This is a genomic window from Pseudomonas sp. Sample_22, from assembly GCF_004307635.1.
In the GTDB taxonomy this organism is placed as follows: Bacteria; Pseudomonadota; Gammaproteobacteria; order Pseudomonadales; family Pseudomonadaceae; genus Aquipseudomonas.
Window position 1 is genome coordinate 21,910 of record NZ_RCNY01000048.1, and the last position, 13,973, is coordinate 35,882.

Annotated in this window: 12 protein-coding genes; 7 read left to right on the forward strand and 5 right to left on the reverse strand. The window is 58.7% G+C overall.

Annotated features, from left to right (window positions below; translation table 11 throughout):
* The first annotated feature begins 84 nt into the window (after positions 1 to 84).
* Together D8U73_RS11905 and D8U73_RS11910 are read left to right on the forward strand one after the other, a co-directional pair.
* Positions 85 to 540 (forward strand): GFA family protein, encoded by a 456-nt coding sequence (locus tag D8U73_RS11905; protein ID WP_130904556.1) that lies wholly within the window; start codon positions 85 to 87, stop codon positions 538 to 540.
* Positions 541 to 759: 219 nt separating this feature from the next.
* Entirely contained in the window at positions 760 to 1,893 is a 1,134-nt protein-coding gene (locus tag D8U73_RS11910; RefSeq protein WP_130904557.1) for an aminotransferase class V-fold PLP-dependent enzyme, read from the forward strand.
* A gap of 231 nt (positions 1,894 to 2,124) precedes the next feature.
* On the opposite strand, the gene D8U73_RS11915 is transcribed toward D8U73_RS11910, so the two are convergent.
* The 3 genes from D8U73_RS11915 to D8U73_RS11925 form a co-directional block, all read right to left on the reverse strand.
* Positions 2,125 to 2,493 carry an antibiotic biosynthesis monooxygenase gene (locus D8U73_RS11915; protein ID WP_130904558.1) on the reverse strand — a complete coding sequence of 123 codons (369 nt, stop codon included), beginning with the start codon at positions 2,491 to 2,493 and terminating at the stop codon, positions 2,125 to 2,127.
* A 42-nt stretch (positions 2,494 to 2,535) separates the two neighbouring features.
* The gene (locus D8U73_RS11920) at positions 2,536 to 3,510 is read right to left on the reverse strand and encodes a zinc-dependent alcohol dehydrogenase family protein (RefSeq protein WP_130904559.1); all 975 of its coding nucleotides are present in this window, start codon (positions 3,508 to 3,510) and stop codon (positions 2,536 to 2,538) included.
* Positions 3,511 to 3,572: 62 nt separating this feature from the next.
* A complete protein-coding gene (locus D8U73_RS11925) occupies positions 3,573 to 3,875 on the reverse strand; it encodes a metalloregulator ArsR/SmtB family transcription factor (protein ID WP_056856632.1) in 303 nt (100 codons plus the stop codon).
* 404 nt (positions 3,876 to 4,279) lie between these two features.
* Here D8U73_RS11925 and D8U73_RS11930 point away from each other — a divergent pair, with 404 nt between their 5' ends.
* The 5 genes from D8U73_RS11930 (at position 4,280) to D8U73_RS11950 (ending at position 11,805) form a co-directional block, all read left to right on the forward strand.
* The gene (locus D8U73_RS11930; RefSeq protein WP_130904560.1) at positions 4,280 to 4,858 is read left to right on the forward strand and encodes a hypothetical protein; all 579 of its coding nucleotides are present in this window, start codon (positions 4,280 to 4,282) and stop codon (positions 4,856 to 4,858) included.
* A gap of 48 nt (positions 4,859 to 4,906) precedes the next feature.
* Positions 4,907 to 5,581, forward strand: a complete 675-nt coding sequence (locus tag D8U73_RS11935) for a MarC family NAAT transporter (RefSeq protein ID WP_056856634.1) — start codon at positions 4,907 to 4,909, stop codon at positions 5,579 to 5,581.
* A 114-nt stretch (positions 5,582 to 5,695) separates the two neighbouring features.
* A complete protein-coding gene (locus D8U73_RS11940) occupies positions 5,696 to 6,850 on the forward strand; it encodes a two-component system response regulator (RefSeq protein WP_056856635.1) in 1,155 nt (384 codons plus the stop codon).
* A 38-nt stretch (positions 6,851 to 6,888) separates the two neighbouring features.
* On the forward strand, positions 6,889 to 11,331 hold the full coding sequence (locus D8U73_RS11945) for a response regulator (RefSeq protein WP_130904561.1): 4,443 nt from the start codon (positions 6,889 to 6,891) through the stop codon (positions 11,329 to 11,331).
* A 30-nt stretch (positions 11,332 to 11,361) separates the two neighbouring features.
* Complete coding sequence (locus D8U73_RS11950; protein ID WP_130904562.1) at positions 11,362 to 11,805, forward strand: DUF6130 family protein; 444 nt, start codon at positions 11,362 to 11,364, stop codon at positions 11,803 to 11,805.
* A gap of 29 nt (positions 11,806 to 11,834) precedes the next feature.
* Here the strand turns inward: D8U73_RS11950 and D8U73_RS11955 are convergent, their stop codons facing one another.
* Positions 11,835 to 12,833 carry a 3-hydroxybutyryl-CoA dehydrogenase gene (locus D8U73_RS11955; protein WP_130904563.1) on the reverse strand — a complete coding sequence of 333 codons (999 nt, stop codon included), beginning with the start codon at positions 12,831 to 12,833 and terminating at the stop codon, positions 11,835 to 11,837.
* Complete coding sequence (locus D8U73_RS11960; RefSeq protein ID WP_130904564.1) at positions 12,833 to 13,939, reverse strand: NAD/NADP-dependent octopine/nopaline dehydrogenase family protein; 1,107 nt, start codon at positions 13,937 to 13,939, stop codon at positions 12,833 to 12,835. The genes D8U73_RS11955 and D8U73_RS11960 overlap by 1 nt, the downstream gene beginning before the upstream one ends.
* Between the last annotated feature and the right edge of the window lie 34 nt (positions 13,940 to 13,973).

The following is a 13,973-nucleotide window of genomic DNA, read 5'->3' on the forward strand; positions in this document are numbered from 1 at the left end:
CTCCGTTTATTGTCTTCTGCCGGGTTTGAGGAACGTGGATGATGCACGTCTCTTTCGTAACGCAGCAGTATAAGGAGCAATACCATGGGTTTCACTGGTCAATGCCGATGCGGACAAGTCCATCTTCAACTGCAGATTGAAGCACTTGCACCGTTGTACGCATGCCATTGCCTTGACTGCCAGCGCTGGAGCGGCAGTGCTTTTGCCTTGCATATGCTCTGTGCCGCTCAGGCTATTGAGATCTCGGGAAGCACCACGACGTACATCCATACTGCACAAGGACATACCTCTACGCAGTACGCCTGCAGTACGTGTTTCACCCGCCTGTTCAATGAGACTGACGCCGCCCCGGGCATGCGTGTCCTGCGTGCCGGCGTACTCCACGGCGCAGACCGTTTGACGCCCTTGGCGCACATTTGGGTCAAGCGTAAGCAGCCGTGGATTTCGCTGCCGGAAGGCGTAGCGCAGTGGCCGGAAAGCCCAACTGCCGAAGAATTTGCAGTGGCCATCAGCAAACAGGTACCTATAGCTGCACTATAAGTAACGAGTCGTTATCGACCGAACGAAGGGGGGCAGGAATCTTCAATGCCCACCCTCCTCCGACCAGCAGCCACCTGCGAGCACTGCCAGATCCTGTAATCAACCTGATATTGCCAACCGCCCGACAGAAGTCGCCATTGGATCCCGAGCAATCTTGTCATTTGCCAAGGCTTAGGGCAGGGTCGATACCACTGATATCTCTGCCAAAGGAGTCACTCCATGTCAAAGCTATATCCCAGTATCGATCCCGAAGGGCTGGTCGAGTACTCAGTGGTCTACACCGACCGCTCGCTCAATCACATGTCGCAGTCGTTTCAAGGCGTGATGAAGAACATCTCCACGACCCTGAAACAGGTCTACAACGCCGAGGCGGTTGCGGTGGTCCCGGGTAGCGGCACATTCGGCATGGAAGCGGTGGCGCGACAGTTTGCCAGCGGCCAGCCATGCCTGGTGATACGCAACGGTTGGTTCAGTTATCGCTGGAGCCAGATCCTCGAGATGGGCAACATTCCGGCGGCCACCACGGTGCTTAAAGCCCGACCGGTCGAGACGGGTCGCCAGGCAGCCTACGCCCCGCCCCCTCTGGACGAAGTGCTGGCGGCCATCGCGGCGCAGAAGCCACAGGTGGTCTTCGCCCCCCACGTTGAAACCTCATCCGGGATTATCCTGCCCGACGAATACATTCGCGCCGTTGGCGACGCCGTGCATGCGGTAGGTGGCCTGTTGGTGCTCGACTGCATCGCCTCAGGCACGATTTGGGTGGATATGCACAAATGCGCAGTCGACTTGCTGATCAGCGCTCCGCAGAAAGGCTGGAGCGCCTCCCCTTGCTGCGCGCTGGTGATGCTCAGTTCTCTGGCTCTCGAGCGCATCGAGCAGACGCAGAGCAGCAGCTTCGCCTGCGACCTGAAAAAGTGGCTGCAGATCATGCAGGCCTACGAACAAGGCGGACATGCCTACCATGCAACCATGCCCAGCGATTCCCTGGCGCGGTTCAACGAAGTGATGAAAGAGATGCAAGCCTACGGATTCGACAAGGTCCGCGACGAACAACAGGCGCTGGGTGATCGGGTGCGCGCCATGTTGACTGGCAAAGGCATCAAGAGCGTGGCCGCAGCCGGTTTTCAGGCCCCTGGTGTCGTGGTGAGTTACACCGATGATGCCGACATCAAGAGCGGCAAGAAATTTGCCGCCCACGGTCTGCAGATTGCCGCCGGCGTGCCGTTGCAATGCGACGAGCCGGCCGACTTCCAGACCTTCCGCATCGGTCTGTTCGGCCTCGAAAAGCTGCACAATATCGAGCGCACGGTCAGCACCCTTGAGCAGGCGCTGGACGAGGTGATGGCTCACTAAGCCCTTATCATCAATTGCCCCCGCCGAGGGTCGTAATGCCGTTCACTTAAGCGAACATTAGCATCCTGTGGCGAGGGAGCTCGCTCCCGCTGGGCTGCGCAGCAGTCCCTTTTAGGGCCGCTTCGCGCCCCGGCGGGACGGTGCGGCGATCCGACAAGCTCCCTCGCCACGGGTGTTCGTCCTTAAGTGAACAGCATTACCGCTAAGCAGTTTGAGAAAACGAAACTGGCTTCAAGGCCACAAACCTCTTGATGCGCTGGCAGCAGCCATGCCAACGGAATGGTCTAAACCATCATGTTCGTCAGTCATAAAGGCTGCCCCCTCAATGTGGTAGACCGTCGGTTCTGCCGAAAAATATTCCTCCAAGCCCATCATGAACAGCCGATGGTCTTCGCTCGCTTCGAAGCCCGGCGTGTGATCTTCAAGTGATTGCCATCTCACGATCAGGTTGAACCGCTCAGGGCTTTCGATTCCCTGCGCGAGCAAGTGGCCGCCGTAACCTTTGGCGCGGCGGAGCAAAGGTGCGACCTCGGCAAATGCACGTCGGAACATTTCAATGCGTTCCTTGTGAACGGGGAGCAGAGCGATCTCATAGATCATGGTGTTCCTCTCAATTGACTTGAACGATTAAAAAACATGCGTTTACGCGATAAGCGATGGCTCGACTGCAATCGCAATTTTTCCTCGAATACCGTTGTTCGGACTTTCCAGCCGAGCATGGGCGAGCGCAATGTCCGCAAGCGAATAGACAGCGCCAACGTGTGGCCGCAGCTGGCCGCGCGCAATCAATGCGCTCAACTCATCCAGCTTGCCGCGGTTTTGCCGGGTAAAAACGAAGTGATAACTCGCATTCTTGCCCCACGCCTGAACGAGATTTTGTGGCTGTGCTATGTCCACGATCGAGACGACACGGCCAAGTTGAGCGAGCACGTCGGGGCTGCGGGACAATGTGTTGCCGCCGATGGTGTCGAAAACAACATCAACGCCGTGGCCGCCTGTTTCCCGCATGACGGCGTCAACATAATCTTCATTTTCGTAGTCGATGATCACATCGGCACCCAAGCTGCGGGCGAACTCAGCGTTTGCTGCGCGTACGGTTGTGAACACTCTTGCTCCCATGGCTTTCGCCAGCTGGATCGCGATATGACCAACGCCTCCGGCGCCGCCGTGTACAAGAATGCTTTCACCGACTCTGAGCGCCGCACGCACGACCAGCGCTTCCCACACCGTCCCGCCAACCAAGGTCAGGCTTGCGGCCTCAAGATGGCTCAGCGTGGGTGGCTTCTTCGCGACAATGCTTTCGGCAGCGACGTGGTACTCGGCATAGCTTCCTGGCCCATCAAATATCTGCGGGGTGTACCAGACTTCGTCTCCTGGAACGAAGGTCGTCACGCCCGGCCCAACGTCTTCGACAACGCCAGATACGTCGTGCCCGGTAATGGCCGGCAGTTGCACCAGGTCGGGATAGTCGCCACGTCGAACCTGGTAATCCAACGGATTGATGGAGGTTGCGTGTACCCGCACCAGGACTTGCCCCGCGCGCGGCACAGGCTTGGGCACCTCGCAGAGTTCAAACGCTTCAGGACCGCCAAATGCTTTAAGTATCATCGCTTTCATAATGAATCCTCGTATCGACAAAATGGGATATCGAGATATCTCGATATGCTACGGTAAAAAAATTACAGATCTTTCCCTATGATCTCGGCAAGCGCATTGATGGTTGCTTCATTTCGTTTGTAATAGGTCCACTGACCTATTCGCCTGACTTCGACCAGGCCCACACGCTGCAACGTGGCAAGGTAACCGGACACCGTTGACTGCGACAGTCCGATGCCTTCTTGAATACTGCTGACGCACACTCCGACCGTGAGAACGTCACCTTCATCCTGTGGAGGGAAGTTCTTTACGGGATCTTTCAAACCTTTCAAGATTTCAAGACGCGTAGGGTTTGAGAGGGCTTTGAATATTTCGATCAATTCCATAAACCCGAGGATATCGAGATTTATCGATATGTCAATATGAGAATTCAGACAATTCTGTGCTTTTAATTGCAACCGTCCCAAAAAGCAGGCTGCGGAGGCTGGTGTGCGTGGGACCTCCCCCCTTTGGCTAGATGAAGTTCCCCCCAGAACGCGGCAGGCTTTCCTGTTCTGTGGCCTTCGAAGTGTCTTCCACAACCAATGGTGTCACGGCCGACCGGACCAGCAGTCCGCCGTCAATGTTGAACTCACTGCCAGTGACGGGACGTGCCATCTCGGCGCTTACTCAGCCCAGATGTTGGCTAAAGCCAGGAATGGCCGCTTAACTAGAGGCATCGACGTGTAACCGAGTGACCAACTTGTTGCGCACGGATTCGCCCTTTCCAATTTCCACGGAAAAGCAGCCCATGAAATCAACCCGCTCCCTTTCCTGCGCCATTGCCCTCGCCTCCCTCTTCTCGACGCTTTGCCTGACAACCCATGCCGACGACATACCGTTGGGCAGCAATTCCATGCAAGGCCATATTGTTTCCCGTGTACTGGCCGTTGATCCCGCAAACCACCAGGTCACCATCGAAGGACGTGACAAGAGTCCGGTGCCCATCCAACTCACAGACCAGGCCAAGAACCTGCACAATCTGAAAGTCGGCGACACGGTCGACATCCATGTGGTTCGCTCGGTGGCGTATGTGCTCGATACCGATGTGGGCGGCACACCCGGCGTTAGCAAGGAATCGATGACTATCCGCGCCACAAAGGACAATCCCAATCCCGGCGGTGAAGCGGTTCGCGAGGTCAAGGTCACGTCCAAGATCACCCGCATTGACTTGAAACAGCATGAGGTGACCTTGCTTCCGCCAGAGGGCGAAGCGACTGTCCTGAAAGTCGAAGATCCGAAGCTTCAGGAAAGAATGAAGAAGCTTCAGGTGGGGCAGACAATCGATGCCATCTATACCGAAGTCATGACGGTCAAAACCTCACGCTGATTGCGTTTGCCGATAACGTGGCCCCGAACAACAGGACTTGAGTTCGATATGACAGATCTGTTCAACGCAATCGGCCTTGGGTTATTGGCACTGCTGCCACTGACGAACCCGCCTACGACAGTTGCGCTGTTTCTCGCCTTGAGTAAAGGGTTGAGTCACAAGGAAAAAAACACCCAGGCTTTTCTGACGTCGTTCTATGTTTTTCTGATCATGGCAGTGACCTACTACGTAGGCGCGTTTGTGATGGATGCGTTTAACATCTCCATCCCGGGCTTGCGTATGGCCGGTGGCGGAATTCTTATCATCATGGGCTTGAAGATGTTGTTTCCGCCGACTGTTGCCCCCTCTTCCTTGAGCAACGGCCCACAGGAACAACCGAACTTTGCCTTCATCCCGCTGGCCATGCCGAGTACCGCCGGGCCTGGCACCATTGCGATGATCATCAGCTCCGCCGCCACGATCAAAAACAGTACCTTGTTTCCTGCCTGGGTCTTGGTGGTCGCCCCACCGCTGATTTTTCTGTTCACCGCACTCATTCTTTGGGTATGCCTGCGGGGTTCGGGAATCATCATGAAAATCATGGGACAGTCAGGCATTGATGCCATATCACGGCTGATGGGTTTTCTTCTGGTGTGCATGGGCGCGCAATTCGCCATTAATGGTTCAGTGGAAATCATCCAGACCATCATCGACAGCAATGCTCATCTGTTCCAGCATTCGTAACGGACAACTCAAGTACAACGGTTACTCCAGCAGCAAACGCGATGAATAGAGCTACGCTTGACTGCAATGGAAGGACTTTGGGCAATCCTTCAAAGGGCAGCGGAGCCAAAAGACATGGGTATTGAACAGGATGTTTATCCTGCGACCACCGTTCTGGTGGTCGATGACACGCCAGACAACTTGATGTTGATGGCCGATCTGCTCAAGGACAAATATCGGGTCAAGGCCGCCAACAGCGGCGAAACGGCGTTGCGCATACTGCAAAACAATCCACTGCCGGACCTGATCCTGCTCGACATCATGATGCCGGGGCTGTCCGGTCATGAGGTCGCACGCAAGCTGCAGCAAGACGCACGCACCCGCGACATCCCGATCATTTTCCTCACGGCACTGGCGTCATTGGAAAACGAAATCCACGGCCTGGAGTTGGGCGCGGTTGACTACATCACCAAGCCCATCAGTCCACCATTGGTCCTGGCTCGGGTGCAGACCCAACTGAAGATCAAGGCTGCGGCTGACTTCCTTCGCGACCAGAATGAATTCCTCGAACAGGAGGTCCAGCGCCGCACTCGCGAGGTGGTGGCCATTCAGGATGTCACTATCCACGCCATGGCTTCGCTGGCCGAAACCCGCGACAACGAGACGGGCAACCATATCCGCCGCACCCAACACTACGTCAGGCTGCTGGCTGAATTGCTGCGCGATCATCCGCGTTTCAATCCAGTGCTCAACGATGACAGCATCCGCCAGTTGTTCAGGTCGGCGCCGCTGCACGATATCGGCAAGATCGGCATTCCTGATCACATCCTGCTCAAACCGGGGCGGTTCACTGCGGATGAATTTGAAATCATGAAGACCCACACCACCCTGGGCCGCGACGCTATTCAGCGTGCCGAGGACCAGTTGGGGCTTTCAGTGGACTTTCTGCGCGTGGCCAAGGAAATCGCCTACAGCCACCAGGAAAAGTGGGACGGCAGCGGCTATCCGCAGGGATTGGTCGGCGAAGAAATTCCAGTCAGTGCCCGGTTGATGGCGGTGGCGGACGTTTATGACGCGTTGATCAGTCGTCGTGTGTACAAGGCCGGAATGCCGCACGAACAGGCCGTGGAGATCATTCGTCAGGGGCGCGCGAGCCACTTCGATCCTGACGTGTGCGATGCCTTCCTTGCCAATGCCGAGCAATTCCATGCCATTGCCGAGCGGTTTACGGACAGCGATCAGGACATGACCAGGCTGGCCGACCTGCAACGCCTTTCGCAAAAGCCCTGAGCGGTGAACACGTCGGTTTTTCATTAACGGGAATTGCCATGACCAGAGTGCTCGCGCTGCTGGAACGTCTGCCGCTTCGCATCAAATTGATCCTCGGCTTCGGGACATTAGGGGCGCTGGTTCTGATACTCGGCGTGCAAAGCCTGCGTGCCCAAGACTTGTTGAAAGCCGATATGCAGAGGCTGTACCGGCAAGAGTTGGCGGGCATCGAACCGCTGCAGGAAGCGAGAGTGCTGATGCCGCATCTCGTACAGGGATTGCAGCATGCCGTCGATGGCGGCAATGAAGTTGTTCGTAGCAAGGGCGTCACGCAATTTCGCGAGTCTCGGCAACATCTGCAAGAAGCGCTGCTGCAAATCCAACCGACCCTCTGGCGCCAGGAGAACCAGGAGCGGTTCGCCACATTCGAGATTTTGCTGAAGCGTTTACTGCACGACGGTGAGACCGCACTGGAACTGGCGAGTGCCGGGGATCAAGTGCAAGCCACTCGGCTGATCAATAGTGTCGTGTTCCAAAGCCTGGATGAGCGCGCAGACGACTTGCTCAAACAAGTGGCGAGCGTCAAACAGGCCTCCATTCATGACACGGCCAAACAGATCGCCGAATCCGCCGGACGCAGTACCCGGCTCACTTATGTGTTGCTGTTCGGTGGCCTGGCACTGGCGTGGTTGATGGGTTGGTTGATCAGCCGCTCGATTCGCCTGCCCCTCTACCAGGTTCGCGCCGCCGTAGACGAACTGACCGCCGGCCATCTGGATGGGACGATCCCCCACACCGATCTGCAAAATGAAACGGGGGATCTGGCGCGTGCCATCGCGACGCTGCAAACCGAGTCGCAACAATTGGAGCGCCAACGCTGGGTCAAGGCGCAAACCGAGCAGCTGCAGGCCGATTTGCCGCAAGCGGAAACGCCACGGGAGCTGACACAGGTCTTTTTGCGGCATATGGCGAGCATGTTGGGTGTATGCCGGGGCGTGCTCTATAGCGTGCAAGAGCAGGATGAAAGCCTGCAACTGATTGGCAGCTACGCGACCGATCCTGATTACCCGCCGGCGCCGACGGTGATGATGGGAGCCGGCCTGTTGGGGCAATGCGCGCTGGATCGGGCGCCGCGTGAATTGCAGGGACTTGGCCAGTCGCTGGGACGCTTGCATTCGCAGTTGGGTGAAGTGCCGGCCAGCTATCTGCTGGTTCAGCCGGTATTACGCGGTGAACGTTTGCTCGGCGTGCTCGAACTGGCGGGTCATCAACCGCTGGGGCCTCGTGAACAGGCGTTATTACAGGAGGCAATGCCGCGCCTCGCCGGTGCCATGGCGGTGATGGAACGCAATCTGGCGGTGCAATCCTTGTTGATCGAAACTCGTCGCCAGGCTGATGAAATGGGTGAGCAGGCCTTGCGCCTGGAGCTGCAATCGCAGGAACTGGAAAAGCAACAGAGCGCCTTGCGTGCCACAAAGGCCTGGTATCGGGCGATCCTCGAGGCCGCGCCGGACGGCATGATCGTCATCAATGCCGAAGGCGCAATCCTGATGACCAATCCGCAATTGGACACGCTGTTCGGTTATGCCCCGGGCGAGTTGGTGGGCGAGTCCATCGAGCGCCTGGTGCCTGAAGCCGCACGCGGGCGGCATGTGAGTTTGCGCGATGGCTTCATTGCCCATGGCAGCACCCGGCAGATGGGCGCCAAGCTGGAGGATCTCAAGGGCCTTCGCAAGGACGGCAACCTGTTTTCCGTAGAGATCGGCCTGTCGCACTTGCCGCTGCTGGAAGGTCGTGGCACGTGCATATGCGCTTCGGTTCGCGATGTCAGCGAGCGTCGGCAAATGCAAGCGGCGCTCAAGTCCAGCGAAACGCAGTTGCGTGCGGTATTGGACAGCAGCCCGGTGGCCATGCTGATCCGTGACGATGAGGGGCGCCTGAGTTACTGCAACCCGGAGCTGGAGGGCCTGTTTGGCGTCGACCGCGAGCAATTGGGCGAAATGGATGAAAGTCAGTTCTGGTGCGATGCGCAAGCACGCGGGCGCTTCCTGGACGCCGCCGCCAGGGGCGCGGTTTTGAACTTCGAGGCCAGTCTGCAGCGCGATGGAGGAGAACGTTTCGAGGTCTTGCTCTCGGCTGTTCCTTTGACGCTGGGTGAGCGCCGCATCAGCGCCAGTTGGTATTACGACATCACCGATCGCAAGGCCGCCGAGGCACATGTGCAGCACGCCCGGGAAATCGCCGAAGAGGCGACACGGGCCAAGAGTGAATTCCTCGCCAACATGAGCCATGAGATCCGCACACCGATGAACGCCATTATCGGCATGAGTCATCTTGCGCTGCGCACCAATCTGGACAACCGGCAACGCAACTACATTGTGAAGGTGCATCGCTCGGCGGAAAGCCTGCTGGGAATCATCAACGACATCCTCGATTTCTCCAAGATCGAGGCTGGCAGGATGGACCTGGAACTCATTCCATTCCGCCTCGAAGACGTGCTGGAGAACTTCACCAACGTGGTGGGCCTGAAGGCCGAGGACAAAGGCCTGGAGCTGCTCTACAGCACGGTCGCCGATTTGCCGACCGCGCTGATTGGCGACCCGTTGCGCCTCGGCCAAATCCTGGCCAACCTGGGCAACAACGCGACGAAGTTCACTGAACAGGGTGAAATTGTGTTGGGCATCGAGCGCCTGGGAACTGCCGAGGGCAAGGTCGAACTGCACTTCTGGGTGCGCGACACCGGTATCGGCATGAGCGAAGAGCAATGCCAGCGAATTTTTCAGTCGTTCATGCAGGCCGACAGTTCTACAACGCGCAAGTACGGCGGCACAGGCCTGGGCCTGGCGATTTCCAAGCGTCTGGTGGAAATGATGGAGGGACGTATCTGGGTCGAAAGCGCACTGGGCAGCGGTTCGACGTTTCACTTTTGCGTACGTCTGGGCGTACAGGCAAATGCCCCTGCGCGACGGATGTTCACCGCCGATGAATTGCTGGGTATCCGCGTGTTGGTGGTCGATGACAACGCCAGTGCCCGGGAGATTCTTTCGGGCATGGCGCACAGCTTCGGTGTCGAAGTGGACGTCGCCGAAAGTGGTCGCATGGCCCTGCGCATGCTGGCGCAGGCCGAGAAGAATTCGTTGCCCTTCGACGTCGTTCTGATGGACTGGCGGATGCCGGGCATGGATGGCGTCGAGACGGTCCGCCAGATGCGTTCGGCCAATCTGGCGCGTACACCGTCAGTCATCATGGTCACGGCACTCGACCGCGAGGAGTTGCTTGAACAGGCCAGGCGCGAGCATGTGCAACTGCCGGTGGTACTGACCAAACCGGTCACTCCCTCCACTTTGCTCGAAGCCATAGGCAGCGTGTTCGGCAAACTGCCGCAAACCGGCACACGCGCCAGTGAACGCAGCGAGCAGAGCGCTGACAATATCGCACGCTTGAAAGGCGCGCGGCTGCTGTTGGTGGAGGACAATGAGCTGAACCGGGAGCTGGCGTGCGACTTGTTGCAAGAGGCCGGCATAACGCTGGAACTGGCTTTTGATGGTCAACAGGCACTTGATCTGCTGGCACGCGACAGCGATTTCGACGGTGTGCTGATGGACTGCCAGATGCCGGTAATGGACGGCTATACCGCGACCCGCCGGATTCGTCAGCAGTCGCATCTGGCCGCACTACCGATCATCGCCATGACCGCCGACGCCATGACCGGAGACCGCGAACGCGCCCTCGCCTGCGGCATGAATGACCACCTGACCAAGCCATTGGACGTCGAGGCCATGTTCGCCACGTTGGCCGGCTGGATCAAACCAAGGCGCGGTCGTCGAGGCCGGGAGCAGGAGGTGAACGATCCCGAAACATCCGAACAGTTGCCCGCTGAGCTTGAAGGTATCGATCAGGTCGCAGGATTAGCCGCCTGTTCAGGCAAGCGCGCCCTTTACCTGCGGCTGTTGCGCACATTCCATGCAGCCCAGATCAGCTTTGTCGAGCAGTTCCAGGCAGCCCTCGCCGACACCGATCCGGCCGCGGCCATGCGCGCGGCTCATACCCTGCGCGGTTGCGCCGGCAACATTGGGGCCAAGGCTTTAGCGCAGACCGCTGCGCAGTTGGAGCAAGCCTGCCGGGCTGGCGAAACGAGTAGTGTCGTGCAGAGCCATTTGGCTGAGGTGCAACAATGCTTGATGCCGGTGTTGAACGCGCTTGCTCGTCTTGGCGCAGCCAGTCCACCGATTGCGCAGCAGGCGCCTCAACCCTCAACGGAGCTCAAGCAGCAGCTCACTCGGCTCGGGCAATTATTGGCTGAGAGCGACACCGCCGCCTTTGAAGCGCTCGAGGAGATCCGTCGGTTGGCGCTCGATGTCGCACTGGCCAAGCGCCTGAGCCGGGTGGCGCATGAGCTTGAACGCTTTGACTTTGACCGGGCCTTGGCGTTGTTGCAAAGCGAAGTCAAACTATCCATCGATGACAGTCAGCTGGGGAGTTTTGGGGGAAGCCAACTTTAATTTGGAAGACATCTCGCGGGAGTAACCACCATGTTCCTCGCTCAAGAAAACCTGATAGCCCTGGCTTTTGCCGGGTTCTTTGGCACAGCCGCGTGCGCGCAAACGCCAGCAGATACCAACCCGCCGCCGGCGATTCTGCCCCTGGAATCCGAAACAGCACCCGAACTGATTGCCTACCCCCCGCTTGCCGAGCCGCTCGCACGTGGTGTTGTGATCATCCAGTATCGAGCGGCGCACGCCAGGATCATGCCGGTCTTTGGTAAAGCGGCGGCTGATGTATCGCCTCGGCTGAGTCATCTGCACGTGACCGTCGACGACTGGAAAGGTACATGGGCGCACACCAGTGAAGACCCGATCATTCTGGTTGGACTGACGCCCGGGCCACACAAGGTTCTGCTCGAAGTCGCCGATCCGACGCACAAGATCCTGACCAGCACGACGGTGAATTTTACCGTCCCGCCGAAGAAACCGTAGCGGTCAGGGCCGGTTGCCGGCCCTGATGTTCAACCCTGCTTCAAGGCGCCGTCGAATGCCGGCGTCAGCCCCGACAACGCCAGCTTGCGAACGAAATCGCCGAGTCGCTGTTGCTTGTAGGCGTCCACGTCGAGGTCTCGGTAATCATAGAAACCCTGACCATCGCGCAAACCATTGCGGCCGTTTTGCATGTTGTCGGCGATCACCTGTGGCGACTCGAAACGCGGTGCCAGCGCCCCGCTCAGATAACGCGAGGCATAGTAGAGAATATCGCCGCCGCCCCAGTCGATGAACTCCAACAGCCCGAGTACCGAGAAGCGCAAACCGAAACCGACGCGCACTGCGGTGTCGATATCCTCTGCACTGGCCACGCCCTCTTCCACCATCCGCGCGGCTTCGTTCATCGCCAGTGCCTGAATGCGCGGCACGATGTAGCCGGCCACCGGATTGCACACCACGGGCACCTTGCCAATGCGCTTGAGCAATTGCAGCAGGCGTTCGACCATCTGCGGGCAGGTCGCTGCGCTGCGGCTGACTTCCACCAGCGGCATCAAGTAGGCCGGGTTCAACCAGTGCGCGTTCACAAAGCGTTGTGGCTGACTGACCATTTCGCTCAACTCGGTGACCAGAAAGGTCGAGGTCGTAGACGCGATGATGGCCGACGCCGGAACATGCTCGCTGACCCAGGCGAAGGTCTGCTGCTTGACCGCGATGACTTCCGGCACGGCTTCGAACACCAGGTCGCACAGGCGCAATGTCGCTGCGGCCCCGGACCGGCATTGCAACGTCAATCGGCAAAGCGCGATGTCCGCCTGCTCCGGTTGGAGCACGCCCAGGCGTACCAGTGTTTGCAGTTCCCCGCGGATATTGTTGCGTACACGCTCGAAGTAATCGTGACGCTCTGCCTCGGCGCGATCCTTGATATCGATGAGGGTGACCGGCAGGCCCGCATGAATGAACGCCAGGGCAATGCCCTCGCCCATCCGCCCGGCACCGACCACGCTGACGTTCGGCAACGGGGCGTTCATCAGTTAAAACCCTTGGTCAGCAGTTCGGTCATTTGCACCCGGTCAAGCTTGGCCAGACCGAGATTTTCCAGGGTGCGGCCCTCGGCGTAGAGATCACGCTCGGCAACCACCGAGGCAATGCTCAGCAAGCCCTGCGCCACCGGGGTCGGCACACCGGCCCAGCGCCCCACGGACACCAGGAAAGACAGGCCCAGGCGAGTGTCTTCGAGCATGTAGCGATGTTTCTGCAGGTCGATTTCTTCGCGCCAGTCGCCGCTGTCGGTCAGCTTGCCGTGGGCGCCGCGACCGTACATCCACTCGTCGCCTTGGTGGGTGTTGTAGTGGTCGGCCAAGGGGAAATGCGGCGCGCCATAAGTCAGGGCTTCGCGTACGGCCATGCGTTCGGCGTCGAGCTGGTTGGTCACGCGGCGAATCGACGGTTGGGTGCCTTCGTTGTGAATGTCCCAGGCTTCGAAGTGCTCAAGAGGACCGGCGTTCATCATGATCAGCGGCGGGTGGATGATGGGACCTGCGTTCATCAACGCGCCGCTGAGGGCGTCTTCGATCGGCTCCACGCTCGGGTAGGCCTCACGCAATACCGCGAAAGCGTGCTCGGACAGATTGCTGGGGAACACGCCGGTCGGCAGGCGCGTGGCGTAGCCACTGATCACCAGGTCACTGGCGCCATGCTTGCGCACCAGGTACGGCAGCGTACCGGTTTCGGCGAAGGCGACTTTGCTTTGGTTGCCCGCTTCGGCCATGGCCTTGGCGAACACGTAGCTGCCGAACGTGCCCGGCGGCAGGAACACCACTTGACCGTCGTGCAGGTGCGGGGCCACGTGTCTGGCGAGGTCTTCGTGGGAGGTCGACGGCAACGGGATGATGACCAGTTGCGCATCGCCCAAGGCTTCGGCCAGGTCGTCGGTCAACGACAGCTTGTCGCCCTGCTTGCCGACGGATAACTGTCGAGTGCCCCGATAGTCCTTGATGGTCAGGCTGCCAATGCCCTGCAAATCCTTGAGCGCGGCGCTGTCACGACGCCACAGGCGGGTTTGATGTCCCTTTTCAGCCATTTCAACAGCAGCGGCGTAACAGCCATGTCCACCACCCAGCACCGTAATATTCATCGAGTCACTCCTCTTGTAAGTGACTCGATGCTAT